The organism is Pantoea agglomerans NBRC 102470 (genome assembly GCF_001598475.1).
Taxonomy (GTDB): Bacteria; Pseudomonadota; Gammaproteobacteria; order Enterobacterales; family Enterobacteriaceae; genus Pantoea; species Pantoea agglomerans.
Map to the genome: position 1 here is coordinate 444,681 of NZ_BCZA01000003.1, position 24,901 is coordinate 469,581.

General features: G+C 58.8%; 26 protein-coding genes. 9 read left to right on the forward strand and 17 right to left on the reverse strand.

The annotated features are described in order from the left end of the window. Nucleotides 1–23 precede the first annotated feature (23 nt). The gene (gene dinB, locus PAG01S_RS08290; RefSeq protein WP_031590388.1) at nt 24–1,079 is read right to left on the reverse strand and encodes a DNA polymerase IV; all 1,056 of its coding nucleotides are present in this window, start codon (nt 1,077–1,079) and stop codon (nt 24–26) included. A 244-nt stretch (nt 1,080–1,323) separates the two neighbouring features. Between dinB and dpaA the strand changes: the two genes are divergently transcribed. Continuing rightward, nucleotides 1,324–2,067, forward strand: coding sequence for a peptidoglycan meso-diaminopimelic acid protein amidase (gene dpaA / locus PAG01S_RS08295; RefSeq protein WP_010255183.1), 744 nt, complete (start codon nt 1,324–1,326; stop codon nt 2,065–2,067). Here dpaA and PAG01S_RS08300 read toward each other — a convergent pair. Together PAG01S_RS08300 and lpcA are read right to left on the reverse strand one after the other, a co-directional pair. Next, nucleotides 2,038–2,805 carry a class II glutamine amidotransferase gene (locus PAG01S_RS08300; protein WP_010255181.1) on the reverse strand — a complete coding sequence of 256 codons (768 nt, stop codon included), beginning with the start codon at nt 2,803–2,805 and terminating at the stop codon, nt 2,038–2,040. The two genes, dpaA and PAG01S_RS08300, sit on opposite strands and share 30 nt — an antisense overlap. A 51-nt stretch (nt 2,806–2,856) precedes the next feature. Beyond that, on the reverse strand, nt 2,857–3,435 hold the full coding sequence (gene lpcA, locus PAG01S_RS08305) for a D-sedoheptulose 7-phosphate isomerase (protein WP_062758298.1): 579 nt from the start codon (nt 3,433–3,435) through the stop codon (nt 2,857–2,859). 253 nt (nt 3,436–3,688) lie between these two features. On the opposite strand from lpcA, the gene fadE reads away from it, so the two are divergent. Next, nucleotides 3,689–6,139, forward strand: coding sequence for an acyl-CoA dehydrogenase FadE (gene fadE / locus PAG01S_RS08310; RefSeq protein ID WP_010255176.1), 2,451 nt, complete (start codon nt 3,689–3,691; stop codon nt 6,137–6,139). Nucleotides 6,140–6,331: 192 nt separating this feature from the next. Here fadE and mtnK read toward each other — a convergent pair whose 3' ends face one another. Next, nucleotides 6,332–7,531: an S-methyl-5-thioribose kinase gene (mtnK, locus tag PAG01S_RS08315; protein WP_045140744.1), complete on the reverse strand. Its 1,200-nt coding sequence runs from the start codon at nt 7,529–7,531 to the stop codon at nt 6,332–6,334. A gap of 122 nt (nt 7,532–7,653) precedes the next feature. On the opposite strand from mtnK, the gene mtnA reads away from it, so the two are divergent. After that, complete coding sequence (mtnA, locus tag PAG01S_RS08320; protein WP_062758299.1) at nt 7,654–8,676, forward strand: S-methyl-5-thioribose-1-phosphate isomerase; 1,023 nt, start codon at nt 7,654–7,656, stop codon at nt 8,674–8,676. A gap of 56 nt (nt 8,677–8,732) precedes the next feature. Here the strand turns inward: mtnA and PAG01S_RS08325 are convergent, their stop codons facing one another. Genes PAG01S_RS08325 through PAG01S_RS08335 form a run of 3 tightly spaced genes read right to left on the reverse strand, consistent with a single transcriptional unit; the run spans nt 8,733 to nt 10,571 of the window. Beyond that, a complete protein-coding gene (locus PAG01S_RS08325; RefSeq protein WP_022625180.1) occupies nt 8,733–9,275 on the reverse strand; it encodes a 1,2-dihydroxy-3-keto-5-methylthiopentene dioxygenase in 543 nt (180 codons plus the stop codon). 1 nt (nt 9,276) lies between these two features. Then, entirely contained in the window at nt 9,277–9,960 is a 684-nt protein-coding gene (gene mtnC, locus PAG01S_RS08330) for an acireductone synthase (protein WP_062758301.1), read from the reverse strand. After that, a complete protein-coding gene (locus PAG01S_RS08335) occupies nt 9,957–10,571 on the reverse strand; it encodes a methylthioribulose 1-phosphate dehydratase (protein WP_062758303.1) in 615 nt (204 codons plus the stop codon). The genes mtnC and PAG01S_RS08335 overlap by 4 nt, the downstream gene beginning before the upstream one ends. 476 nt (nt 10,572–11,047) lie before the next feature. Between PAG01S_RS08335 and PAG01S_RS08340 the strand changes: the two genes are divergently transcribed. Both PAG01S_RS08340 and PAG01S_RS08345 read left to right on the forward strand, forming a co-directional pair. Beyond that, nucleotides 11,048–12,208 carry a pyridoxal phosphate-dependent aminotransferase gene (locus PAG01S_RS08340; RefSeq protein ID WP_062758305.1) on the forward strand — a complete coding sequence of 387 codons (1,161 nt, stop codon included), beginning with the start codon at nt 11,048–11,050 and terminating at the stop codon, nt 12,206–12,208. Beyond that, complete coding sequence (locus PAG01S_RS08345) at nt 12,196–12,963, forward strand: amidohydrolase (RefSeq protein ID WP_052272053.1); 768 nt, start codon at nt 12,196–12,198, stop codon at nt 12,961–12,963. The genes PAG01S_RS08340 and PAG01S_RS08345 overlap by 13 nt, the downstream gene beginning before the upstream one ends. A 27-nt stretch (nt 12,964–12,990) precedes the next feature. On the opposite strand, the gene uraH is transcribed toward PAG01S_RS08345, so the two are convergent. The 9 genes from uraH to hpxU form a co-directional block, all read right to left on the reverse strand. Continuing rightward, on the reverse strand, nt 12,991–13,326 hold the full coding sequence (gene uraH / locus PAG01S_RS08350) for a hydroxyisourate hydrolase (protein WP_010255161.1): 336 nt from the start codon (nt 13,324–13,326) through the stop codon (nt 12,991–12,993). Further along, complete coding sequence (gene uraD / locus PAG01S_RS08355; RefSeq protein ID WP_010671150.1) at nt 13,323–13,817, reverse strand: 2-oxo-4-hydroxy-4-carboxy-5-ureidoimidazoline decarboxylase; 495 nt, start codon at nt 13,815–13,817, stop codon at nt 13,323–13,325. The genes uraH and uraD overlap by 4 nt, the downstream gene beginning before the upstream one ends. Nucleotides 13,818–13,819: 2 nt before the next feature. Further along, complete coding sequence (hpxK, locus tag PAG01S_RS08360; protein ID WP_022625186.1) at nt 13,820–15,073, reverse strand: allantoate amidohydrolase; 1,254 nt, start codon at nt 15,071–15,073, stop codon at nt 13,820–13,822. Continuing rightward, entirely contained in the window at nt 15,070–16,305 is a 1,236-nt protein-coding gene (locus PAG01S_RS08365; protein WP_062758307.1) for a pyridoxal-phosphate-dependent aminotransferase family protein, read from the reverse strand. Before PAG01S_RS08365 ends, hpxK begins: the two co-directional genes overlap by 4 nt. A 20-nt stretch (nt 16,306–16,325) precedes the next feature. After that, nucleotides 16,326–17,057, reverse strand: a complete 732-nt coding sequence (locus PAG01S_RS08370; RefSeq protein WP_010671147.1) for an amino acid ABC transporter ATP-binding protein — start codon at nt 17,055–17,057, stop codon at nt 16,326–16,328. Continuing rightward, a complete protein-coding gene (locus PAG01S_RS08375) occupies nt 17,038–17,694 on the reverse strand; it encodes an amino acid ABC transporter permease (RefSeq protein ID WP_062758309.1) in 657 nt (218 codons plus the stop codon). The genes PAG01S_RS08370 and PAG01S_RS08375 overlap by 20 nt, the downstream gene beginning before the upstream one ends. Then, nucleotides 17,694–18,362 (reverse strand): amino acid ABC transporter permease, encoded by a 669-nt coding sequence (locus PAG01S_RS08380; RefSeq protein ID WP_010671146.1) that lies wholly within the window; start codon nt 18,360–18,362, stop codon nt 17,694–17,696. Before PAG01S_RS08380 ends, PAG01S_RS08375 begins: the two co-directional genes overlap by 1 nt. Before the next feature lie 10 nt (nt 18,363–18,372). Continuing rightward, nucleotides 18,373–19,158 (reverse strand): transporter substrate-binding domain-containing protein, encoded by a 786-nt coding sequence (locus PAG01S_RS08385; protein ID WP_010255154.1) that lies wholly within the window; start codon nt 19,156–19,158, stop codon nt 18,373–18,375. A gap of 191 nt (nt 19,159–19,349) precedes the next feature. Beyond that, nucleotides 19,350–20,189, reverse strand: coding sequence for a MurR/RpiR family transcriptional regulator HpxU (gene hpxU, locus PAG01S_RS08390; protein ID WP_010255152.1), 840 nt, complete (start codon nt 20,187–20,189; stop codon nt 19,350–19,352). 138 nt (nt 20,190–20,327) lie between these two features. Between hpxU and PAG01S_RS08395 the strand changes: the two genes are divergently transcribed. From PAG01S_RS08395 to hpxZ, 4 genes are read left to right on the forward strand one after another with little or no spacing between them, the layout of a single operon-like run. Further along, nucleotides 20,328–21,914 (forward strand): gamma-glutamyltransferase family protein, encoded by a 1,587-nt coding sequence (locus PAG01S_RS08395; RefSeq protein ID WP_033771016.1) that lies wholly within the window; start codon nt 20,328–20,330, stop codon nt 21,912–21,914. 12 nt (nt 21,915–21,926) lie between these two features. Beyond that, complete coding sequence (gene hpxX / locus PAG01S_RS08400; RefSeq protein ID WP_033766590.1) at nt 21,927–22,109, forward strand: oxalurate catabolism protein HpxX; 183 nt, start codon at nt 21,927–21,929, stop codon at nt 22,107–22,109. Further along, the gene (locus tag PAG01S_RS08405; RefSeq protein WP_062758311.1) at nt 22,106–23,503 is read left to right on the forward strand and encodes an AtzE family amidohydrolase; all 1,398 of its coding nucleotides are present in this window, start codon (nt 22,106–22,108) and stop codon (nt 23,501–23,503) included. Before hpxX ends, PAG01S_RS08405 begins: the two co-directional genes overlap by 4 nt. Then, nucleotides 23,503–23,883 (forward strand): oxalurate catabolism protein HpxZ, encoded by a 381-nt coding sequence (gene hpxZ / locus PAG01S_RS08410; RefSeq protein ID WP_010255141.1) that lies wholly within the window; start codon nt 23,503–23,505, stop codon nt 23,881–23,883. The genes PAG01S_RS08405 and hpxZ overlap by 1 nt, the downstream gene beginning before the upstream one ends. Nucleotides 23,884–23,933: 50 nt before the next feature. On the opposite strand, the gene puuE is transcribed toward hpxZ, so the two are convergent. Continuing rightward, nucleotides 23,934–24,887 (reverse strand): allantoinase PuuE, encoded by a 954-nt coding sequence (gene puuE / locus PAG01S_RS08415; RefSeq protein ID WP_010671142.1) that lies wholly within the window; start codon nt 24,885–24,887, stop codon nt 23,934–23,936. Nucleotides 24,888–24,901: the final 14 nt, after the last annotated feature.

A 24,901-nucleotide genomic window follows, 5' to 3' on the forward strand; every position in this document is an offset into this window, starting at 1 on the left:
TACGGTTACGGTTACGGTTACGGTTACAGACCCAGCAGCAGCTGACGCTCCAGCTGGGGATCCACCATCGTCACATGTAATCCCACCAGCCGCACGCCGCGCCCGGCACGACGCTCATCCCAGGTTTTACGGGCGATGGCAATCATGTCCTCTTTATTCAGCACCGGCCAGATATGCTCCTGGGTCGTCTGCTGAAAATCACTGAACTTCAGTTTGACGCCCTGACGCGCCACCTGCTTGTCAGGTCGGATCTGCGTCAGCCGGCGATCCAGTTCGGCGTAGAGAAAATCGATAATTTCCAGGCAGGCATCCCAGTCGCTGATATCTTCCGCCAGCGTCCGTTCAACCCCCAGCGATTTACGTTCGCGCTCAACGATCACGCTGCGGTCATCAATGCCATTGCTGCGCTCCCACAGCACCCGGCCAAACTTGCCAAAGCGCTTTAACAGCAGCGCTAAGTCCGCCTTCTGCACGTCGCCACAGGTCACCAGCCCCATCTCTTCCAGCTTTTTGGCCGAGACCTTGCCGACGCCAGGGATTTTCGCCAGCGGCAGGGTCAGCAGAAAACCGGACATCTCCGGCGGGGTAATCACGAACTGCCCGTCCGGCTTATTGAGGTCAGAGGCGATCTTCGCCAGAAATTTAATCGGGGCGATGCCCGCTGAGGCGGTAAGCCCGGTTTCACGGTAGATGGTGGCACGGATCGCCTGCGCCATCAGCGTGGCAGAGCCGTGACAGTGGGGGCTGTCGGTGACATCCAGGTAAGCTTCATCGAGGGAGAGCGGTTCAATCAGCGGCGTATAGCGGGTAAAGATGTCGCGGATCTGCGCGGAGGCTTCTTTATAGGCGTCAAAGCGTCCTGGCAGCAGACGCAGATGCGGGCATAACTTGAGGGCCATGCCGGTTGGCATCGCGCTGCGCACGCCAAATTTGCGCGCCGGATAGTTGGCGGTGCTGATCACGCCGCGACGCTCGCGGCTGCCACCAATGGCGATCGGGATGTCGCGCAGCTGGGGATTATCACGCATCTCCACCGCGGCATAGAAGCAGTCCATATCGACATGAATGATTTTACGCATACCCCCTCCGGCACTGGATAAGTATACAGTTGGCAGGGGTAACTGCAATATTTGTCGCGCTGACGATTAAAGTTTACAAATTTCTGGCCGAATATCTTTCAGTAAATCGCGAATTTGGCTGACGCCGTCTTGCTAAAAAAACAGACAATGTTTAATGTTGCGCTGCGGTAGCGGACAGTTCCGATAATGCAAACAGAGACGCACATTTTGCGTCATGTTCTCTTCACCTCAAGGTACACACAGCATGGGCAAAATCGCACTCCTGTTTGCGATGATTTTACTGCCAGCCCTCAGCATGGCAATGACACCCGAACCCGTCTCAACGGCACCGGTCAGCAAAGAATTAAAGAAGCAGTTACTCGGCACCCCGGTCTATATCCAGATCTTCAAGGAAGAACGCACGCTCGAACTCTACGGCAAAATCGGTAACGAATACCGCCTGCTGGACACCTACCGCATCTGTAACTTTTCTGGCGGCCTCGGCCCGAAACGCCGTGAAGGCGATTTCAAAAGCCCGGAAGGTTTTTACAACGTGAAGCTGAATCAGCTGAAGCCGGATAGCCGGTTTTATCGCGCGATCAACATCGGCTTTCCGAATCAGTACGATCGTAATCAGGGCTACAGCGGCAATTACCTGATGATTCATGGCGACTGTAAGTCGATTGGCTGCTATGCCATGACTAACGCCTATATGGATGAGATTTTTACCTATGTGAATGCCGCGCTGCGTAACGGCCAGCAGGATATCAGCATCAGCATCTATCCATTCCGCATGACCGACAGCAATATGCAGCGTCACCGCTACTCCACCTATGCCAGTTTCTGGCAGCAGCTGCAGCCGGGATACGCTTACTTTGCTAAATATCATCAGCCGCCGATGGTTAATGTCGCCAGCGGTAAATATGTGATGAACAGCAGCCCGGCACCGGTTTTAGCCAGTCCCGAAGCCGCTTCCCGTTCATTCCTGGCGCTCTCCAAGGCAGAATAACGCCCATTCACCTGGCACGATCCGCTGCCAGGTTTCATTGGCCGTCAGTGGCTGCGTAGCAATCACCGTCACCACGTCATGCGGCGTGGTGTGCTGCTGAAAATCGACCTCCACATCCTGATCCAGTAACTGCGCCCGGCCAAAGGGTGCGCGACGGGTGATCCAGTAAAGATTGGTGGAGCAAAAGGCCATCAGATAACGGCCGTCTGACAGCAGCATGTTAAACACGCCCTTCTGCCGCAACGTGCCGGCAAGCTCCCCGATAAAACGAAATACAGCAGGCCAGTTGCCGGGTGTACGCGGATAGCGCGTCGCCAGCTGATGCAGGATCCAGCAGAACGCCTTCTCACTGTCCGTTTCGCCCACCGGCCGGAATGTGCCAGTCTCCAGCTGCCGATAGCCCCTGAGCTGCCCGTTGTGCGCATAGGTCCAGTTACGGCCCCACAACTCACGGGTAAACGGGTGGGTATTTTCCAGCGACACCTGCCCGCGATTCGCCTGGCGGATGTGCGCCACCACCGAATGCGATTTGATCGGATACTCCTGCACCAGACGCGCAATCGGCGAGTTAAAGCTCGGCAGCGGATCTTTAAACGTACGACAACCTTTATCTTCGTAGAAGGTAATGCCCCAGCCATCTTTGTGAGGCCCGGTTCCACCGCCACGCTGAACCAGACCGGTAAAGCTGAAACAGATATCCGTGGGAACATTGGCGCTCATCCCGAGCAATTCGCACATAGCCACCGCCTTAGAGTAAGCGGCCTCCCGTCAGGCGGGAGGCCAGCGCAGTTACTTCACCATCTCTTTTTCGATCAGCAGCATCAGGATGTGGATCACTTTAATGTGGATCTCCTGGATGCGATCGGCATAACCAAAGTGTGGCACCCGGATTTCAATGTCGGCACTGTCTGCCATCTTACCGCCATCTTTACCGGTCAGGGTGATCACTTTCATCCCCTGCGCACGGGCAGCTTCAATCGCTTTAATGATATTGGCAGAGTTACCGGAAGTTGAGAGGCCCAGCAGCACATCGCCCGGACGCCCTACCGCTTCCACATAGCGTGAAAAGACATAGTCATAACCAAAATCATTACTGACGCAGGAGAGATGGCTGACATCAGAGATGGCAATCGCCGGATAGCCAGGACGATTTTCGCGGTAGCGACCGGTCAGCTCTTCAGCGAAATGCATCGCATCGCAATGTGAACCACCGTTACCGCAGGAAAGCACCTTGCCGCCCGCCTTAAAGCTGTCAGCCAGCAGCACCGCCGCACGCTGGATCGCATGGATATTGGCCTCGTCGCTGAGGAATTTATTCAGCGTATCAGCAGCTTCATTAAGCTCAGAGCGGATAATGTCCTGGTACATAGGGATGTCCTTTTTTAGGAGAGGTTAATCGCAGCAAGTTTAACGGAATGGCCGGTCAGCGCAAAGCGTCATGCCATGGCTGGCCAGGCAGTGGCGGCGATTATCGCTGCAGCGGGTGATGCAAAAATGGACAGAAATCGGTTTTTGTGAGGCAGGTTGTAATTGCGATGTAAACAAATTGATAAATCAACCCAACTGCTCTAAACCTCTCTACATAACAGGTCAGACCTCTTACTACTTGGAGCGGTTCATTATGATGGTTGTCTCGATACTTGCCACGGTGGCGCTGATTGGCGCCCTGTTCTATCACCGCCTGTCGTTGCGGCTCAGCAGCGCGATTCTGCTGCTGTGGACTGCTGCGATGGCTTTTGCTCACCTCTGGACGCCATGGTTACTGTTGCCGCTGGCGATCATCCTGCTGCCGTTCAACCTGCCGTCACTGCGCCGCAGCCTGTTTTCAAAGCCGATGTTTCAGCGCTTCCAGCAGGTGATGCCGCCGATGTCACGCACCGAAAAAGAAGCGATCGATGCGGGCACCACCTGGTGGGAAGGCGATCTGTTTCAGGGCAAACCAGACTGGCAGAAGCTGCACAACTATCCGCAGCCGCGCCTGACTGCCGACGAGCAGGCTTTTCTTAATGGTCCGGTAGAAGAAGCGTGCCGCATGGCCAATGACTTCCAGATCACCCATGAGCTGGCCGATATGCCGCCGGAACTCTGGGCTTATCTGAAAGAGCATCGTTTCTTCGCGATGATTATCAAAAAAGAGTATGGCGGACTCGATTTCTCCGCCTATGCGCAGGCCTGCGTGCTGCAAAAACTGTCGGGCGTCTCCGGGATTCTGGCGATTACCGTGGGCGTGCCTAACTCATTAGGTCCGGGCGAACTGCTGCAACACTACGGCACTGAAGAGCAGAAAAATCACTATTTACCCCGGCTGGCACGCGGCGATGAGATCCCCTGCTTTGCGCTGACCAGTCCGGAAGCGGGCTCAGATGCCGGAGCCATCCCCGATACCGGCGTGGTCTGCATGGGCGAGTGGCAGGGTCAGCAGGTGCTGGGCATGCGGCTGACCTGGAACAAGCGCTATATTACGCTGGCGCCGATCGCCACCGTGCTGGGGCTGGCATTTAAACTCTCCGACCCGGATCATCTGCTCAGCGATAACGAAAATCCTGGCATTACCTGTGCGCTGATCCCGACCAACACGCCCGGCGTGGAGATTGGCCATCGCCACTTCCCGCTTAACGTGCCGTTCCAGAACGGGCCGACACGCGGCAATAATATCTTTGTACCGATTGACTATATTATCGGCGGCCCACAAATGGCCGGTCAGGGCTGGCGGATGCTGGTGGAGTGTCTGTCTGTGGGTCGCGGCATTACGCTGCCATCGAACTCAACCGGCAGCCTGAAAAGTGTGGCGCTGGCGACAGGCGCCTATGCCCATATCCGTCGTCAGTTCCGCGTCTCAATCGGTAAGATGGAAGGGATTGAAGAGCCGCTGGCGCGCATTGCCGGTAACGCCTACGTGATGGATGCGGCGGCTACGCTGATTACCGCCGGTATTATGCAGGGTGAAAAACCGGCAGTGCTGTCGGCGATTGTGAAATATCACTGCACCCATCGCGGTCAGCGCGCCATTATCGACGCCATGGATATTGCCGGCGGTAAAGGCATTATGCTGGGTAACAGTAACTTCCTGGCCCGCGCCTATCAGGGTGCGCCCATCGCCATCACGGTGGAAGGCGCTAATATTCTGACCCGCAGCATGATTATCTTCGGACAGGGTGCGATTCGCTGCCATCCTTATGTACTGCAGGAGATGGCGGCGGCAGCCAGCAACGATGTTAACGCGTTTGATCAGGCGCTGTTCAGCCACATCGGCCATGTCGGCAGCAGCACCATGCGCAGCCTGTGGCTGGGCTTAACCGCCGGACGCACCAGCGCCACCCCGACCCGCGATGGCACCCGTCGTTACTATCAGCATCTGAACCGCATCAGTGCCAACCTGGCGTTGCTCTCTGATGTGTCGATGGCGGTGCTGGGCGGCAGCCTGAAACGTCGTGAGCGTATCTCGGCGCGTCTGGGCGATGTGCTGAGCCAGCTCTATCTCGCTTCGGCGACGCTGAAACGCTATGACGATGAAGGCCGCAACGAAGCCGATCTGCCGCTGGTGCACTGGGGCGTGCAGGATGCGTTACATCAGGCGGAAGTCGCGATGGACGATCTGCTGCGTAATTTCCCGAACCGTCTGGTCGCGGGCGCATTGCGGATGACTATTTTTGCAGGCGGTCATCACTGCCCTGCTCCGTCTGACCGTCTGGACCATCAGCTGGCAAAACTGCTGCAACAGCCGTCAGCTACCCGCAGCCGTCTGGGCCGTGGCATGTACCTGACGCCCAGCGAGCACAACCCTGCCGGTCAGCTGGAACAGGCGTTGCAGGATGTGATGGCGGCAGAAGTGATCCATGACAGGCTGTGCAAACAGACGAAGCAGCACCTCTCCTTTACCCGGCTGGATGCGCTGGCGAAGCGCGCGCTGGAGCAGGGCTGGATTGATGCTAAAGAGGCTGAAGTGTTGCAGCGTGCTGAGGCCAGCCGCCTGCGTTCGATTAACGTCGATGAGTTTGAGGCGGATGCGCTGGCAGTGCCGGTGCCAGAGAAAGCCCCTCAGGCTGCGTCGCGGGCGAGTGAGGCAGCATAGGGTTAGCGTTAGCCTGCATCACCGGCGCAGGAACAGGGTCAGAAGAGGAAAGCGTCCCGCGTCAGGACAACGCGGGCCGAGCGAGCCAGGGATGGCTTTAGCGACTTTCCGATCTGCCCCTGTTTCCGGCGCGGGCACACTCTTACAGCCAGCCTTTGATTTACCTGAAAGCCGACATCACGTCGGCTTTTTTTATCCCGCCTGACGGATGCGGGCAATCAGCGCATCCACATCTTCTACATGATCGGCCGCCAGAATCAGCGTGCGTCCCAGATTAATTGCATTACGGATGCAGTCGGTACGCATCGCCGGATCGGCAATCAGCTTCATATCCGCCACGTGTGACATCCCCACCGTGCGGCGAATTAGTTCGGTGCCGCAGTAACCAATGGTATCAGCCCATACTTTACGCAGAAACGCCTCCGCATAGCCTGGATAAGCCAGCGCCTCATCACGGGTTTTCTCAGCCGCCAGTGCCAGAAAGCCCGAGGCAAAGGTGGTCCAGAGGGTGTGCACATCGCTGAGGCGCTGCTCGCGTGCATCGGCGGCCTCACGCGGTGGCAGCAGACCCGGCAGGCCACAGTAGTTAATCAGCAGGTTGCCGATGGCGGTGCCGACATCAAAACCGATAGGGCCAAAATAGCCAAATTCCGCATCAATCGCTTTCAGGCTGCCATCAGCAACGAAAATCGAGCCGCTGTGAATATCACCATGCAGCAGCGCTTCAGCGTGGGCAAAGAAACGATGCTTGAGACCGCCTACCGCAATGCGCAGTGCATCGTCATTACGCAGGCTGGCGACCAGCGGTTCAAGCGCTTCGGGATAGCTATTGCGCTCATGGTCGGTATAGGGATCGTTAAAGAAAAGATCTTCGGTGATTTCACACATTTCCGGATTAATGAAACGCGCCACTTCCGCTTTTTTCTGGTGCGGATGCAGGATGAAATCGGAGGTATGAAACAGGGTTTGTGCCAGATAGTCGCCTAACTGCTGAGCCGCTTCCGGGTAGTAAGCGCCCTTCACCAGCTCGCCGCGCCAGATGCGATGACTGGAGAGATCTTCCATTACCATCACCGCCAGCTCCGCATCGTAATGGGTGATCTTCACCGTGTGCTGCGGACAATATTTGTAGTGTTCGACCAGGGTCTGCGCTTCCAGCCGCGCCCGATCCAGCGTCAACGGCCAGGACTCACCCACACAGCGCACATAGGGCAGCGCCTGCTTGACCACTACCCGGCTGTTGCCCTGATCGTCATAAATTTTAAACACCAGGTTGAGGTTGCCATCACCAATCTCTTCTGCGCTGCTCAGCGCGGCAGGATTGTCCACGCCGCCAAATTGTCGGGCATATTCCACAGCATCAGCAGCAGTAAAGGTACGGTATTGCGACATTGCCTGTTCCTCATCAATCGAAGGGGGATAACCTGGGTGTAATAAGCCGTTCAGACGTCTATACATCCGTTCAGCATGTTGGCACAATAGGTATCATTAACGCAACATGGATTTCACCCACAATGCAGACACTTCAAACCACCAGCTTACAGGTTCGTGACAATCAGCTCTGGATTCTGGATCAGCAGGCACTGCCGCAGCAAAAGAACTGGCTGCCCGCGCACAGCGTGCCCCAGCTGATTGAACATATTCATGCGCTGCGGGTGCGCGGTGCGCCGCTGATCGGCCTTTCCGCCTCGCTGCTGCTGGCGTTGCTGGCAGAACAGGGGCAGACGCGCGCTGAACTGGCGCAGGCACTGGAGACCCTGCGCGCCGCCCGCCCTACCGCGGTCAATCTGATGAACAATCTGGACCGGATGAAACTGGCGCTGGCGCAGCCGGACTTTGCCCCCGCGCTGGCAGAAGAAGCCTGGCGACTGGTGCAGGAAGATAAGCAGCTGTGTGACGCCATTGCTGACGCGGGTTGTACGCGGGTGAAACCCGGCAGCCAGCTGCTGACCCACTGTAATACCGGCGGACTCGCCACCGCCGGTGTGGGCACCGCCCTTGGCGTGATTGCCCGCGCCCATCAGCAGGGGCTGATTAAGAATGTCTGGGTTGATGAAACCCGTCCGCTGTTACAGGGCGGCCGGTTAACCGCCTGGGAGCTGGGTGAGCTGGCGATTCCTTACACCCTGATTACCGATTCCATGGCCGCCAGCCTGATGGCCCGTGGAGAGGTCGATGCCGTATGGGTAGGCGCTGACCGCATTGCCGGCAACGGCGATGTGGCGAATAAAATCGGCACCTACAGCCTGGCGGTGCTGGCCCATTATCATCAGATTCCGTTTTACGTGGCGGCCCCGCATACCACGCTGGATCGCAGCTGTCCGGACGGCGCAGCGATTCCTATTGAACAGCGCGCCGCCAGTGAAGTGACGGGCGTTGCCGGCAGTTTTGGCAGCGTGCAGTGGGCGCCGGAAGCGGCGAAGGTCTATAACCCGGCGTTTGATGTCACGCCCGCCACCCTGATCAGCGGCTGGGTACTGGACACCGGGGTAGTCACGCCTGACCAGGTTCAGGGTGGCATTTTCCAGCCACAATAACGGTCTGCAAGGCGTTTACCGTGAGCGACAAACGCCTTGCGAAAACAACGGGCGGTTTACGCCAGACGCGGATAGGCATCCGCAATCTTATCGCCGGTAAAGTTCGCTACCCAGCCTTCCTGATTATCGAAAATACGGATAGCCGTGAAGTGCGGTGACGATCCCATATCAAACCAGTGTGGTGTTCCCGCTGGTACCGAGATCAGATCGTTTTTTTCGCAGAGGATCTGCAGGATCTCGCCATCCAGGTGCAGACAGAAGAGTCCGGCACCCTCAACAAAGAAACGCACCTCATCTTCGCCGTGCGTATGTTCAGAGAGGAACTTCTCGCGCAGTACGGTTTTCTGCGGATTATCGGCGCGCATGCTGATCACGTCCCAGCTCTGATAGCCCTTCTCTGCCACCAGCCGATCGATCGCATGCTGATAGGCGTTGATCACCGTTACGGGATCCGGATTTTCACCCAGATCGCGATCGGCTTCCCAGCGCTCAAAACGGACGCCTTTGGTGCTCAGGCGTTCACGAATCTCTTCCGCGTCGGTGCTGTGCCACACCGGCTGGCTGGCTTCGCGGTCGGTAAAAATAGTCAGTGCGCTCATCCTAAATTGACTCCGGGTTAATCTGGGAAAAATCTGTCACCTGACGATGGCGGCTCTCGCCGTCCGCATCGCCACGCAGTAGTTGCAGCGTCTGCCAGCCCGCCTCAGCGGCGGCATCCAGCTCCTGATGAATATCGGAGAGAAACAGCAGCTGCTCCGCTGGCTGACCAATTTCAGCGGCGATAGCGCGATAGGCTGCGACTTCGCGTTTGGCACCCACGTGCGTATCAAAATAGCCGCTGAAGAGGTCAGTAATATCACCTTCGTCGCTGTAGCCAAATAACAATTTCTGCGCCGCAACCGAGCCGGAGGAATATACATACAGTTCAATGCCCTGCGCCTTCCAGCGGCTCAGTGCTGGCAGGACGTCAGGATAGAGATGGCCGGTAAAACTGCCGTTAACATAGCCATCGCGCCAGATCATGCCCTGCAGCGCTTTCAGGCCGGTTGATTTGCGATCCTGGTCCATAAACCCCAGCAGAATCTCTGTCACCGCATCCAGGTCGGCCTGCGGCTGACCGGCCTCCTCACGTACCGACTGCAGCGCTGCGGCGACGTTGGGCTGATGCGCATTTTCACGCAAAAAACTCGCCAGATGCTGGCGGGCGTAGGGAAACAGGATGTTATGTACAAAACGGATATCGCTGGTGGTGCCTTCGATATCAGTAACAATGGCGCGAATCATGCTCTCTCCAGCAGGCGACGTTGACGTTCACATTCAAATAAAAATTCCAGATCTTCCAGATGACGGCGTGCTTCGCTGACATCCCGGCCCCAGCAGGTTAAGCCGTGACCGCGCAGCAGAAAGCCGTAACGCAGCGGAAAGCGGGCAGCGTAATCTTCAATTTCTGACGCCAGCGCCGCAATGTCCTGGCTGTTGTCGAATACAGGAATGGCCAGCGTATCCAGATGGGTGTGCTGGCCGCTCAATGATTTTTGCATCTCATAGCCGTGCAGCAGCAGCGCCGCGCCCTGCTCCACCCGCGACAGCACCGTCGCATTCACGGTGTGGGTATGCAGCACCGCGCCCGCCTCGGGAAAGAGTCGATAGATCATCGTGTGCAGACCGGTTTCTGCCGACGGCTTACGGCCAGAGAGCGACTGGCTGGTAGCAATATCGACCTCGATAAAGTCATCCCGCGTCAGCGTGCCTTTATCTTTGCCCGATTCACTCAGCAGGCAGACATGTTCATCGCGGCGCACCGACATATTTCCGCCGGTGGCCGGTGCCCAGCCTTTCGCGCCAATCCAGTGACAGGCGGCGACCAGCTGATCTAATGGAAGACTCTGCGACATAAAAGTTCCTTGCGGTGAAATGTGATCTCGGGTGGCTCAGATAACGGTAATGGCTATAAAATTACAACAGTTTGAAAATCTTAAACAGTTAGCAAACGTGCCCGACTGCTGAACCATACTCTCCGGGTCCTGCCAGATGATCCGCATCTCAGCAAGGCGGCAAGCGCTTATCGCCGGGAGCTGACACTCGTCAGTGACCGGGGTAAGTAAGTGCAACCAACGGCGCTGACGCCCGGAGCATGACGCATGTAAATGCTAAATGATCCGCATCTCAGCAAGGCAGCAAGTGCGCGCATCCCCGGGAGCTGACACTTGTCAGTGACCGGGGTAAGCAAACGAAGCTAACGAAGCTGAGGTGTGGAGCATGACGCATTTAGCCATCTAAGCGTCTTGATTGCCAAATACTATCATCCTGTTTATAGTGGCACAAACACCGGGTGACACCGCATCAATCTTCGCGCTTAAGGCCTGACATCATGACGCAGCACAACCTGATCCCCGAGAGTAAACTCCCTTTGCTCGGCACCACCATTTTCAGCCAGATGAGTGCGCTGGCGCAGCAGCATAACGCTATCAATCTCTCTCAGGGCTTTCCTGATTTTAGCGGCCCGGACTATCTGCAGCAGCGGCTGGCGTATCACGTCAGCCAGGGCGCGAACCAGTATGCGCCGATGACCGGTGCGCTGCCGTTACGTGAGGCGATTGCAGAGAAAACCGCGCGGCTCTATGACTATCGTCCTGATGTCGAAACAGAGATTACGGTGACGGCAGGCGCAACCGAAGCGCTCTATGCGGCGATTACCGCGCTGGTGCGGCCAGGCGATGAAGTGATCTGCTTTGATCCCAGCTACGACAGCTATGCGCCTGCGGTAGAGCTGTCGGGCGGCGTGATGAAACGCATTACGCTGCAGCCGCCCGCTTTCCGGGTGGACTGGCAGGCGTTTGCTGCCCTGCTGAGTGATAAAACCCGGCTGGTGATCCTGAATACGCCGCACAATCCTTCCGCCACCGTCTGGCAGCAGCAGGATTTCACCGCGCTAAGGCAGGCGATTGCTGCGCGGCCGGTCTATGTACTGAGCGACGAAGTCTATGAGCACATCTGCTTCGATGAAGCAGGCCACGCCAGCGTGCTGGCACATCCCGAACTGCGCCAGCGTGCTATCGCGGTGTCGTCGTTTGGAAAGACCTTCCATATGACCGGCTGGAAAGTGGGCTACTGCATTGCCCCTGCCGCGATCAGCGCTGAACTGCGCAAGGTGCATCAGTATCTGACCTTCTCTGTGAATACGCCGGCGCAGCTGGCGATTGCCGATATGCTGCGTGAGCATCCGGAGCACTATCTTGAGCTGCCAGCGTTTTATCGCGACCGCCGCGATCGGCTGGCAACGGCACTAAGCAGCAGCCGCTTTAAGGTACTCCCCTGCGAAGGCACCTACTTTTTGCTGGTCGATTACAGCGCCATCTCCGATCTGGATGATGTCAGTTTCTGCCAGTGGCTGACCCGCGAAGTGGGCGTTGCCGCGATTCCTCTGTCGGTGTTCTGCGCCGATCCCTTTCCTCATAAACTGATCCGCCTCTGTTTTGCCAAACAGCCGGCGACATTAGATGCCGCCGCGGAGCGCTTATGTCAGCTTTGAAAATCACGTTACTGCAGGAGACGCTGAGCTGGATGGATGGCGAGGCCAACCTGCGCCATTTTGACGAGCAACTGGATGGACTCACTGGGCGCGATCTGATTTTACTGCCAGAGATGTTTACCACCGGCTTTGCAATGGAAGCGGCGAAAAGCTCGCTGCCACAGGCGCAGGTGGTGGAGTGGCTGCATCAGCATGCCCGTCGCAACGATGCCCTGGTCGGCGGCAGTGCGGCGATTCAGACCGAACACGGCGCGGTAAACCGCTTCCTGCTGGTGGAGCCGGACGGCACGCTGCATCAGTATGACAAGCGCCATCTGTTCCGCATGGCGGACGAGCATCACCACTATCTGCCTGGCGAACAGCGTCAGGTGTTTGAGTGGCGCGGCTGGCGCATCCTGCCGCAAATCTGTTACGACCTGCGTTTCCCGGTCTTCTCGCGCAACCGCAACGATTACGATCTGGCGCTCTATGTCGCCAACTGGCCTGCACCGCGTGCACTGCACTGGCAGGCACTGCTGCTGGCGCGGGCAATTGAAAATCAGGCTTATGTGGCAGGCTGTAACCGCGTCGGCAGCGACGGCAATCAGCATGAATACAGCGGCGACAGCCAGATTATTTCACCGCAGGGTGAGATCCTCAGTGGGGCTGAGCCGCACCAGCGCGCCAGGCTGGACGCAGAGCTGTCGCTGGACGCACTGAATGCTTATCGCGAGCGCTTCCCGGCCTGGCAGGATGCGGATCGCTTTTCGCTGTGAATGGCGGGCGGGAAGTCAGACCGCCCATTAACTGCCGCGATAGGTTGACCAGGACCAGGGCGAAATCAGAAACGGCAGGTGAAAATGGCTGCCCGCTTCGGCAATCATAAAATCGATCTGCGCGCTGACGTAGAGTGCATCCCGACCGGCGGCAGCAAAATAGTCGCCGATTTCTGCCGTTAAACGGTAGTGGCCCGGCGTCAGCGGCTCGGGCGTGAGATCTTTCAGACGCCCGTCGCTGTCGGTTTCACCCTGTGAAACCGGAAACCACCCTTCCGGGCTGTTCTGCTCAAGTGAAATCGCTACACCGCTGGCCGGTTTGCCCAGCGCCGTGTCCAGAATATGGGTAGTAATAGTACTCATTGAATCGTCTCCTTCAGGCGTAACAGGGTAATTTCACGCAGCTGATCCAGCGCCTCCTGCTGCTCGGCAGGATCGCTATTCTGCAACCGACGCTGCAACTCTGCCAGCATCTGCTCGCCGCTGCGCCCTTTAGCGCGAATCAGAAACACCCGGCCAAAACGCGTTTCATAAGCCTGATTCCCCTGCTGCATCGCCTGCTGCAAAGCGCTGTCGGCCTGCTGCATGGCGGACTGCTCTCCACGCGACAGGGCCGCCTCTTTATCCGCGCCGTTCGCGCGTTCGCCAATGCGGGGATGCGCCGACAGTGCTGCCTCCAGCTCAGGCTGCTGCCACTGGCGGGCCAGCGCATCGGCGGTTGCCCGTAGCGCATCCAGGGTGTCAAAAGGCCGCGCCGCCACCAGCGACTGCTGCCAGTGCGGAATGGCAACACAATGCCGGATGGCCGCCTGCGCCTCATCAGCCGACAGCTGATTAAATGCGGCTAATTCCATGTTCAGCTCCGTTCAGCAATCAGCGAGACCGCCTGTAAATAAGCCTGCAGCGCGGGCGCCACATCAGCCACCGCCACGGACTCTGCCGGATGGTGGCTGATACCGCGATGGTTACGCACAAATAGCATGCCGACCGGCCAGCGTTCAGCGATAGCGATGGCGTCGTGCCCCGCACCGCTCGGCAGTGACAGGCTGCGCCCCTGCACCGTTTCCACCGCATGACTCAGCGCCTGTTGCAGCGCGGAGTCACAGGCGGTGGCACCGATGCGATAATATTCGTTCGACTCAAAGCGGAGTCCACGCCGCAGCGCAATCGCCTCCGCCTGGGTTAACAGACTGGAGAGCAGTGTCTCCAGCGGGTTGTCCAGCGGACCGCGCACGTCCAGCGACAGCGATACCTCGCCAGGGATTACATTGACCGCTCCCGGCGCGCAGTTAATCGTACCGACGGTAGCCACCAGTTGCGGATCCTGCTCACGGGTGGTCTGCTCAATAAACACCATCCACTCGGCAGCAGCAGCCAGCGCATCTTTGCGGTGGGTCATCGGCACCGTGCCCGCATGGCCCGCTTCACCGGTGAAACGGCAGTTGAGGCGGCGCGCACCGTTGATGGCCGTGACCACACCGAGCGCCAGATCCTCCTGCTCCAGGCAGGGGCCCTGCTCGATGTGCAGCTCAAGATAACCGACGATATCCTCAACCCGCCGCGCCGCAGATGCGATTCTGTCGCTGTCGAGCCCGACATCCGCCATCGCCTGCGCCACGGTGATGCCGTTGCCGTCAGGATGCGTCACCCAGCTTTGCGGCCAGCTGCCGGTAATGCCACGACTGCCGAGCAGCGTAATGCCAAAACGGGTGCCCTCTTCGTCACCAAAGCCAATGACTTCAATCGCCAGCGGTAAGCGGCGCTGATTTTCGTTAAGCCACTGTACGGTTTCAATGGCGCTGAGCACGCCCAGCATGCCGTCATAGCGACCGGCGTTGCGCACCGTGTCGAGATGCGAGCCAAGCAGTAACGCGGGTGCACCCGCTTCTGCCGCCTCGTAGCGCCCACAGATATTGCCGACTTCATCCTGCCACACCTGCATCCCCGCCGCCTGCATCCATTCACCGACACAGGCGTTGGCGCGCAGATGTTCGGGTGAGAGGTAGACGCGGGTCAGCCCCTCGGCCGTTTCGCTGATCGCCGCCAGCGCATCGCAGCGCGCCATAACGCGCTGTGCAGCGGCCTGGGCTTCGCTGGCGCTCATCATCATGCGTGGCTCCCGTAGTGATCCCAGGCGGCCTGCGCCGCGGCACCCTGCGGCGTGCGATAGCCGACATAGGTCAGCACCGTTTCCAGCGCGGAGAGAGTCTGCATCACGCAATCTTTACGCGCGTTGTAGCCCATGGTGCCGATGCGCCACACCTTGCCATGCAGCGGGCCAAACGAGGTGCCAATCTCAATGCCGAAATCTTCCAGCATCAGCTTGCGCACCTGATCGCCGTTTACGCCAGACGGGATCATCACGCCCAGCACGTTGTTCATTTTGTGTTTCAGGTCGCCGAAAGTCTCCAGCTCCATCCCCTTAATGCCTTTCAGCAATGCTTCACCGTGCAGCTTGTGGCGGGCGATGCCGTTGTCCAGCCCCTCCTGCAGGATCAGACGGGCGCACTCGCGCGCGCCAAACAGCGCACTGGTCGCTTCGGTATGGTGGTTGAGCCGCTCCGGCCCCCAGTAATCCATGATCATGCCGAGATCAAAATAGTTGGAGTAGATCATCTCCTCTTCGCCATCCTGATGCGCCTCGGTGCGGATCCCCTGCTCTACGCATTTGCGTTTGCGGATCACCGCCTCCATCTCTGCGCTCAGCGTGATCGGCGAGGTACCCGATGGACCGCCCAGGCATTTCTGCATCCCCGCGGATACGGCATCAAGTCCCCAGGCGTCCGTTTCCAGCGCGTTACCCGCCAGCGACGCGGTGGCATCGGTGTAGAACAGTACGCCATACTGTTTGCAGATCGCACCCAGCTGCTCAAGCGGCTGCAGCATGGTGGTTGAGGTGTCGCCCTGCACGGTCAGCAGCAGGCGCGGCCGCACTTTTTTGATCGCATCTTCGATCTGGTCGGGAGTAAAGACTTCGCCCCACGGCACTTCAATGGTGTGCACTTCCGCACGACAGCGGCGGGCAATTTCGCACAGCAGATGACCAAAGCGGCCAAACACCGGTACCAGCACTTTGTCGCCAGGCCGGATCGATGACAGCAGAATCGATTCGATACCGGCGCGGGAGGTGCCGTCAATCAGCAGCGTCCAGCGGTTCTCTGTGCGAAACACGCCGCGATAGAGCGCCATCACTTCATTCATGTAGTGGGTCATCGCGGGATCGTACTGCCCCAGCAGCTGACTCGACATCGCGCGCAGCACACGTGGATCGGCGTTGATCGGTCCTGGCCCCATCAGCAGACGCTGTGGCGGGTTAAGTTGCGGGTAGTGATTGATATCCATGGTAATTTCCTTTTTCAGAATCAGAGGCGAACCGAAGAGATAAACTGCTTCAGCTCCGGTGACTGCGGCTGAGCGAACAGCGTCTTACTGTCGCCCTGCTCCCAGACGCGCCCCTGATGCATAAAGACCACACGATCGCCCACGTCGCGGGCGAAGCTCATTTCATGCGTGACAAGGATCAGCGTCATCCCTTCTGACGCCAGCTGCTCCAGAACTTTGAGCACTTCGCCCACCAGCTCGGGATCGAGCGCGGAGGTGATCTCATCACAGAGTAAAACTTTCGGCGTCATCGCCAGTGCACGGGCGATCGCCACGCGCTGCTGCTGACCGCCGGAGAGGCTGGCAGGATAGTAGTTGAGACGCTCGCCCAGCCCGACCTTCTCCAGCATCTGCGCCGCCAGCGCCCGGCACTCGGCCTCGCTTTTTTTCAGCACCCGGCGCGGCGCCAGCATCACGTTCTCCAGTGCCGTCATGTGCGGGAACAGATTGAAGCTCTGAAACACCATCCCGACCGAGCGGCTGATTTCACGCGCCTGCGAGTCGCGATCGGTAATCGTCATACCGCCGAGCTTGATGCTGCCCTCCTGATAGCCTTCCAGCCCGTTCATGCAGCGCAGCAGCGTGCTTTTGCCCGACCCGCTGCGACCGATGATTGAGATCACCTCGCCCATGTCGATATCCAGATCCACGCCTTTCAACACATGGTTGTCGCCGTAATATTTTTGCACCTGATTAATGGTGATGAGCGGCATTGAATTTTTTCTCCAGATACTGGCTGTAGCGAGACAGCGGATAACACATCAGGAAGTAGCCCAGCGCCACCAGCCCAAAGACTTTAAACGGCTGCCAGGTCACGTTGTTCAGAATGGTGCCCGCCTTGGTCAGCTCGATGAACCCGATAATTGACGCCAGCGCGGTGCCCTTGATCACCTGGACAGCAAACCCCACCGTCGGCGCGATACCGATGCGGATCGCCTGCGGCGCAATGACCCGCCACAGCGTCTGACCAAAGGTCAGGCCGAGACAGCGCGACGCTTCCCACTGGCCTTTTGGCAGGGCGCGGATGCTGCCGTACCAGATATCGACCAGAAAGGCGCTGGTGTAGAAGGTCAGCGCCAGCGAGGCTGCCGTCCAGGGTGCAACATCAATGCCGAACAGGCCGACGCCGAAAAACGCCAGGAACAGCTGCATCAGCAGCGGCGTGCCCTGAAACAGCGCGGTGTAACCGCGTACCAGCCGCGTTAACCATTTGTGTTGCAGCAGGCGCATAAACAGCAGCGGCAGCGTCACCAGCGTGCCGCCGACAAAGGCCACCAGCGACAGCAACAGGGTCCAGCGTGCCGCCAGCAGCAGGTTGCGCAGGATGTCCCAGTCGGTAAAGGTCGTCATCATGATGGCTGCACTCCAAACCATTTACGGCCAATCGCCAGCAGCAGATGGCGCATTGCAATCGACAACGCCAGGTAGATCAGCGTGGTCACCAGATAGACCTCAAAACTTAAGAAGGTGCGCGACTGGATCAGGTTGGCGGCGAAGGTCAGCTCCTCGTAGGAGACCTGCGACACCACCGACGAACCCAGCATCACGATGATGCACTGGCTTACCAGTGCCGGATAAATGCGCTGCAGCGCGGGAGGCAAGACCACCCGCAGAAACGTCTGGCTGCGGGTTAATCCCAGCACCCGTCCCGCTTCCCACTGCCCTTTGGGTGTCACCTGTATTCCGGCACGAATAATCTCGGTGCTATACGCCCCGAGGTTGATCAGCATCGCCAGCAGCGCCGCCTCGCCAGCAGTGAGTTTCAGCCCCAGCGCAGGCAGACCGAAAACGATAAAGAACAGTTGCACTACAAACGGCGTGTTGCGGATCAGCTCGACATAGATGCCCCACAGGCGGCTCATCCAGCTGGGTCTGCCACTGCGCAGCGCCGCGCCCGCAATGCCGAGCGCCACACCACCGGTAGTCGCCAGCACCGTCAGCTGAACGGTGACCCAAAGACCGGAGAGCAGCTCCGGCCAGTAGGGCCACAGGGCGGGAAAGTTAAGTTGCCCGGTCATGAATCTTTCCTCAGGCGCCGAGGTTGGCGGGCAGCGGCGCTTTCAGCCACTCTTCTGACAGTTTATTCAGGGTGCCATCTTTGATGCCCTGCTCAATCAGCGCATTCACTTTCGCTTTCAGTGCCGGCTGATCTTTCTTCAGGCCGATATAGCAGGGAGAATCTTTCAGCATAAACTGCGCCACCGGCGCTTTAGCCGGATTCTGACGGGCAATGGCGGCGACCACCAGGTTGCCGGTCGCCACATACTGCACCTGACCGGAGAGATACGCAGACAAGGTGGTGTTGTTATCTTCGTAGCGTTTCACCTGTGCATCTTTCGGCGCAACGTCACTGAGCACCATGTCCTCTACCGCACCGCGTGTTACACCAATCGATTTGCCGCTCAGGGCAGACGCCGCTTTGATTTCATCGCCTTTCGGCCCAAATACGCCCAGGAAGAACGGCGCATAGGCGCGGGTGAAGTCGATCACTTTTTCCCGCTCGGCATTTTTACCCATGCTGGAGATCACCAGGTCGACCTTGTCGGTTTGCAGATAAGGCACGCGGTTGGCACTGCTGACCGGCACCAGCTGCAACTTAAGTTTCATCTGTTTTGCCAGGTATCTGGCCGTGTCGATGTCATACCCCTGCGGCTGCAGATCGGTGCCAACCGAGCCAAACGGCGGGAAATCCTGCGGCACGGCGATGCGAATGACGCCGCGTTTCTGGATGTCCTGCAGTTGATCGGCCAGCGCGCTTCCCGCTTGTGCCATCAGTAATGCCGCTGTCGCAACCGCCATCAAAACTTTTTTCATTATGCACCCCGGTGAGATTAACGTGAAACAAAAGATTCTTTGAGATTCAATCTGCAACTAATGTGCCAATCCGGACGGCTACAGAAAAAGGGTTAAGCGGCAAAGCTTCAGCTGAAATCTGGCGTAATCGGGACGACTACGCCGGGGGAAGGTCTGTTCTGAAATGGGGCAAAGCACCAAAACGGTGCCTTTTAGCGGTGCTCCAGCTCATCAAACTGCTGGTAAAGGTCGGCGATCTGATGAATGCGCTGGCGTCCCTGTGCCAGCATTTCATGCAGCAGTGCATTGGCAATCAGGTTAACCAGACTCATGGCGGAGCCATAACTGTCGAAGGCGGAAACGCTGTCCAGCGGCGTACAGAGCTGCCAGCGCGCCAGCGCAATCACCGTCTGCGCCTGCGGCTCACACAGCGCCAGCAGCGGGATACCGGCAGCCTGCAACTGCTGCATCAGCGGGCGAATGATGCGGGGACGACGACGGAAGGCCATCACGACCACCATATCCTCCGGCGTAATATCCACCAGCTCCTCAGCCAGCGTCTGGCCCGGCTGCGGCAGGATATGTACCTGCGAACGCGCCTGCACCAGCTGCTGTCGCAGATGCAGTGCCACCGGATAGGCGTTGCGCATGCCGATGATAAAGACGCGTTTTGCCTGCGCCAGCTGCTGGATAACCTCATTAAAGTGCCGGGCATCCAGACTGTTCACCCACTGCGTCAGGTTAGCCATCTCCTGCTTGTAGTGTCGCGCCAGCAGTGTATTGCCCTGCACCGCATCACGATTATCGGTCAGCGGCATGCCGCTCTGGCGCAGGATGCGTAACTCATCACGCATATCCTTGTATTTTTCATAGCCCAGACGCTTAAACAGCCGGCTGACCGTGGCTTTCGACACGCCACTGAGCCGCGCCAGCTCGGCACTGTTGTAGCTGATCAGGTCATCGAAGTGGTCAAACACGAAGTCGGCAATGCGCTGCTCCTGCGGAGAGAGCTGGGGATAGTGACTCCTGAGTCGTTCATCAAGCTGTTTCATAACCCGTCCTGTAACTTTTGTTTCAGCAGAAGCTAGCACAATTTGCGCCAGGTTAACCGGCGCATCGTCAGCTCAGGGTGAAAACTGGAACAGCTCTTGCTTTGTTATCGGTTCTGTCACCCGGATAACGAGAAAAAGATGATTCAAAGCAATATGGCCCCGCAGGGGATGGCGGTGACGCCACACCATCTGGCGAGTGAGAGCGCGCTCGCGGTACTGCGTGATGGCGGTAATGCCATTGAAGCGATGGTGGCCGCTGCCGCGACCATCGCCGTGGTCTACCCGCATATGAATGGACTGGGCGGTGATGGTTTCTGGCTGATTCTGCCGCCCGGCGGCGATCCTGTCGCTATCGACGCCAGCGGCGCAGCCGGTTCGCTGGCTCATCACGATTTCTACGCCGATCACCCTAAGATTCCGCATCGCGGGCCGAAAGCGGCGCTGACCGTGGCCGGTACGGTCAGCGGCTGGCAGGAGGCACTGAATCTCTCGGCTGAGATGGGCACCCCACCGCTGCCGCTGGCACGTCTGCTGCGCGATGCGATTCGCTACGCCGCCGACGGTATTCCGGTGACTGCCTCACAGAGCGCCGCCACCGCAACGTTCCGCAGTGAATTGCAGCATCAGCCCGGCTTCAGCGCCACCTTTATGCCTGACGGCAACGTGCCGCAGCCAGGCAGCCGTTTTACCCAGCCCGCCCTGGCAAACACCCTGAGCCAGCTTACTGAAGAGGGGCTCGACAGCTTTTATCGCGGCACGCTGGCTCACCATATGGCCGATGAGATGGCCACGCTGGGCATGCCGGTGACGCTGGCCGATCTGCAGCAGCATCGCGCCCGCCGCACGACGCCGCTGCATCTCTCCCACAGCGAAGGTGACATCTGGAATATCACCCCGCCAACGCAGGGCATGGTGTCGCTGGCGATCCTGGGCATCACCGATCGGCTGGAGATGGCGGAGGCTGACGATGCGCAGACGGTGCACCGTATCGTGGAAGCCACCAAAAAAGCGTTTGCACTGCGCGACAAACACATCACCGATCCGCGTCACGTCACGGAAGATTTGCAGGCGCTGCTGGACAGCGATCACCTTGCCACACTCGCCAGCCAGATCACCGATGGAGAGGCGGCGGCATGGGGAAACGGACGCGGGCCGGGCGATACGGTCTGGATGGGCGTGATGGACAGCAGCGGCCTGGCCGTCTCCTTTATTCAGAGCATTTATCACGAATTTGGCAGTGGTGTGGTGCTGCCCGGCACGGGTATCACCTGGCAGAACCGCGGCGCCGCTTTCAGCCTCGATCCTGACCATCTGCTGGCCCTGGCACCCGGTAAGCAACCGTTTCATACCCTGAATCCCGCCGCCGCACGGCTGAAAGATGGCCGGACGCTGGTGTATGGCGCGATGGGTGGGGATGGACAGCCGCAGACTCAGGCGGCGATTTTTACCCGCCATGTGATTCAGGGCTTGCCGTTACAACAGGCAGTCAGTGCGCCGCGCTGGCTGCTGGGCCGGACCTGGGGGCAATCATCAGACTCGCTGAAACTGGAAGGCCGTTTTGACGACGAAACGGTATTGATGCTGCGTCTGTGGGGACATGAGGTGGAGCTGCTGCCGGACTTCAGCGAATCCGTGGGCCATGCGGGCGCCATTGTGCGCCACAGCAACGGCATGTTTGAGGGCGCAAGCGATCCACGCAGTAACGGCAGCGCCGCCGGTTTTTAACAGGAGCGAATCATGAATCAACACGACTGGGCCAGCTACATCGGCCATATGGAGCAGATACTGCAACTGGAACTGGATGACGCCCGCCGCGCTGAACTGCTGATCCAGCTGTCGCGTATCGCGGAGATGGCCGCGCCGCTGATGACGTTTCCGCTGGATGACCGGCTTGAAGTGGCAGGAGTATACCAGGCATGAGATTAGGTGACGTTTCGATTCAGACCCTGCAGCGGGCGATCCAGCAGGGTGAAATCAGTGCGCTGGAAGTGGCAAAGCGCACGCTGCAGGCGGTTGAGCAGCACAATCCGGCGCTGAATGCCTGGACGGAAGTGACCGGGCCGCGCATGTTAAAAGAAGCGGCGGATGTTGATGCGCAGCGGCAGCGCGGCGAAACCCTGCCACCGCTGGCGGGCATCCCGTATGCGGTAAAAAACCTGTTTGATGTGGCGGGTCACACTACCCTGGCCGGTGCCAGCCTGTTCAGCGACCGGCCGGCGGCACGTGCAGATGCGTTTGCTGTCGATAAACTGCGTCGCTCTGGTGCGCTGCTGTCTGGCATGCTGAACATGGATGCCTACGCGTATGGTTTTACCACCGAAAACAGCCACTACGGCGCGACGCACAATCCGCGCGATCTCAGCCGCGTGGCTGGCGGCTCGTCAGGCGGTTCGGCGGCTGCCGTGGCCGCCGGTCTGGTCCACTTTTCACTGGGCACCGACACCAACGGCTCGATTCGGGTGCCCGCGTCGCTGTGCGGTATTTTTGGTCTTAAGCCGACCTTTGGCCGGTTGTCACGCAGCGGCAGCCATCCGTTTGTCGCCAGCCTCGATCACATCGGTCCTCTGGCGCGGCGGGTTGAAGACCTGGCGCTGGTATATGATCTGTTGCAGGGCGCAGACCACACCGATGCGTTTCAGGCCGATCGCCCGCTGGCCGCGACGCTACCAGGGCTGTCACAGGGCAGCGAAGGCTTGCGCTGCGGCGTACTGGGTGGCTTTTTTGCCCGCTGGTGCGATGAGGATGCCCGCGCTGCCGTCGCGGTGGTCGCGGCAGCACTTGATGCACAGGAAGAGGTGCTGATGCCGGACGCTGAGCTGGCACGCTCGGCGGCGTTTATCATGACCGCGGCAGAAGGCGGCAATCACTATCTGCCCGCCCTGCGCCAGACGCCTGAGCAGTTTGAACCTAATTCACGCGAGCGTCTGCTGGCCGGTGCCATGATGCCAGGTGCCTGGTACGTGCAGGCGCAGCGTTTCCGCCGCCATTTCCAGCAGCAGGTGTTGCCGCTTTTTGATCGGTTTGATGTGCTGATAGCGCCGGCGACACCCTGCAGCGCGATCACCATCGGTCAGCAGACCTTGTCGATTCAGGGGGAATCGCTGCCCGCTAAGGCGAGCATGGGTATGCTGACGCAGCCGATCTCCTTCCTGGGATTGCCGGTCTGTACCGTGCCGCTGGCGACCCGAAGCGGTCTGCCGATTGGATTACAGCTTATCGCCCGTCCATTTAATGAAGAGGCGGTGTTACGTGCCGCCTGGGCACTGGAACAACGCGGCATTACGATACCGCAAATCAATATGGCTGGAGCCTGATGAACAGAGAGATTAATTTACCGCAGGTAGTCACCGAGGTGACGGCGCAGTTTTACCGCTACGAGCAGGCGCTGGTCAGCAATGACGTGGCCGAACTGGATGCGTTGTTCTGGCACGACCCGCGAACCGTGCGCCTCGGCGCGGGTGAGAATCTGTATGGCATTGATGAGATTCGTGCCTTCCGCGCCGCGCGTCCTTCAGCCGGGCTGAACCGGACGCTGCGAAACACCGTGATCACCACCTTTGGCGAGGATTATGCGGTCTGCAGCACCGAATTTACCCGCACCGGCAGCGATAAAATTGGCCGTCAGCAGCAGACCTGGGTACGCATGCCCCACGGCTGGTGCATCGTAGCGGCGCAGGTCAGCCTGATGAGCTGACATCGTCCGGCGCTTCGCCCGATCAACGCGGGGCGAGCGCCGGAACCGGCTTAAGGTGCCGGGTGCGTGTTGATCCAGTGGTCAGCGATCTGCTGACGGGTGCAGATCCAGACATTCTCATGCTGCTGGATGTGATCGAGAAAATTCTGCAGCGCGCGGAATTTGCCAGGACGACCCAGCAGGCGGCAATGCATACCGATCGACATCATCTTCGGTGCGGTTTCGCCCTCTTCATACAGCACATCGAAGCTGTCGCGCAGATAGGTAAAGAACTGTTCCGCGGTATTAAATCCCTGCGGCGAGGCAAAGCGCATGTCATTGCACTCCAGGGTATAGGGGATAATCAGGTGCGGTTTAACCGTTCCATCCTGACAGGTGACCTGGGTCCAGAAAGGCAGATCGTCGCCGTAGTAGTCACTGTCATAGCTAAAACCGCCCTGCTCCACCACCAGCCGCCGGGTATTCGGGCTGTCTCGGCCGGTGTACCAGCCGGTCGGCGCTTTACCAAACAGATCAACCAGCACATCGACCGCCTGCTGCATATGCTGGCGTTCGGTTTTTGCATCCATGCCCTGATAGTGGATCCAGCGCCAGCCGTGACTGACCACATCGTAGTCAGCCTGTTTAATCGCCTCGACGACTTCCGGATGACGCGCCAGCGCCATCGCCACGCCGAAAACCGTTAACGGCAGACCGCGTTTCTGGAATTCGTTGTGGATACGCCAGAAACCGGCGCGTGAGCCGTACTCATACAGCGACTCCATCGACATGTGGCGATCGGGATAGCTGGCTGCCCCGATGATGTCGGAGAGGAACTGCTCTGAGCCGGTGTCGCCGTGCAGCACGCTGTTTTCTGCGCCCTCTTCGTAGTTCAGAACAAACTGCACCGCCACACGGGCGTTGTTGGGCCAGGCGGCGTGCGGCGGATGAGCGCCATAACCGATTAAATCGCGCGGATAGTTTTTGTTAAAGCTGTACTCTTTCTTCTCTGCAGCGTCAGTCATCACTCCACCTGTTT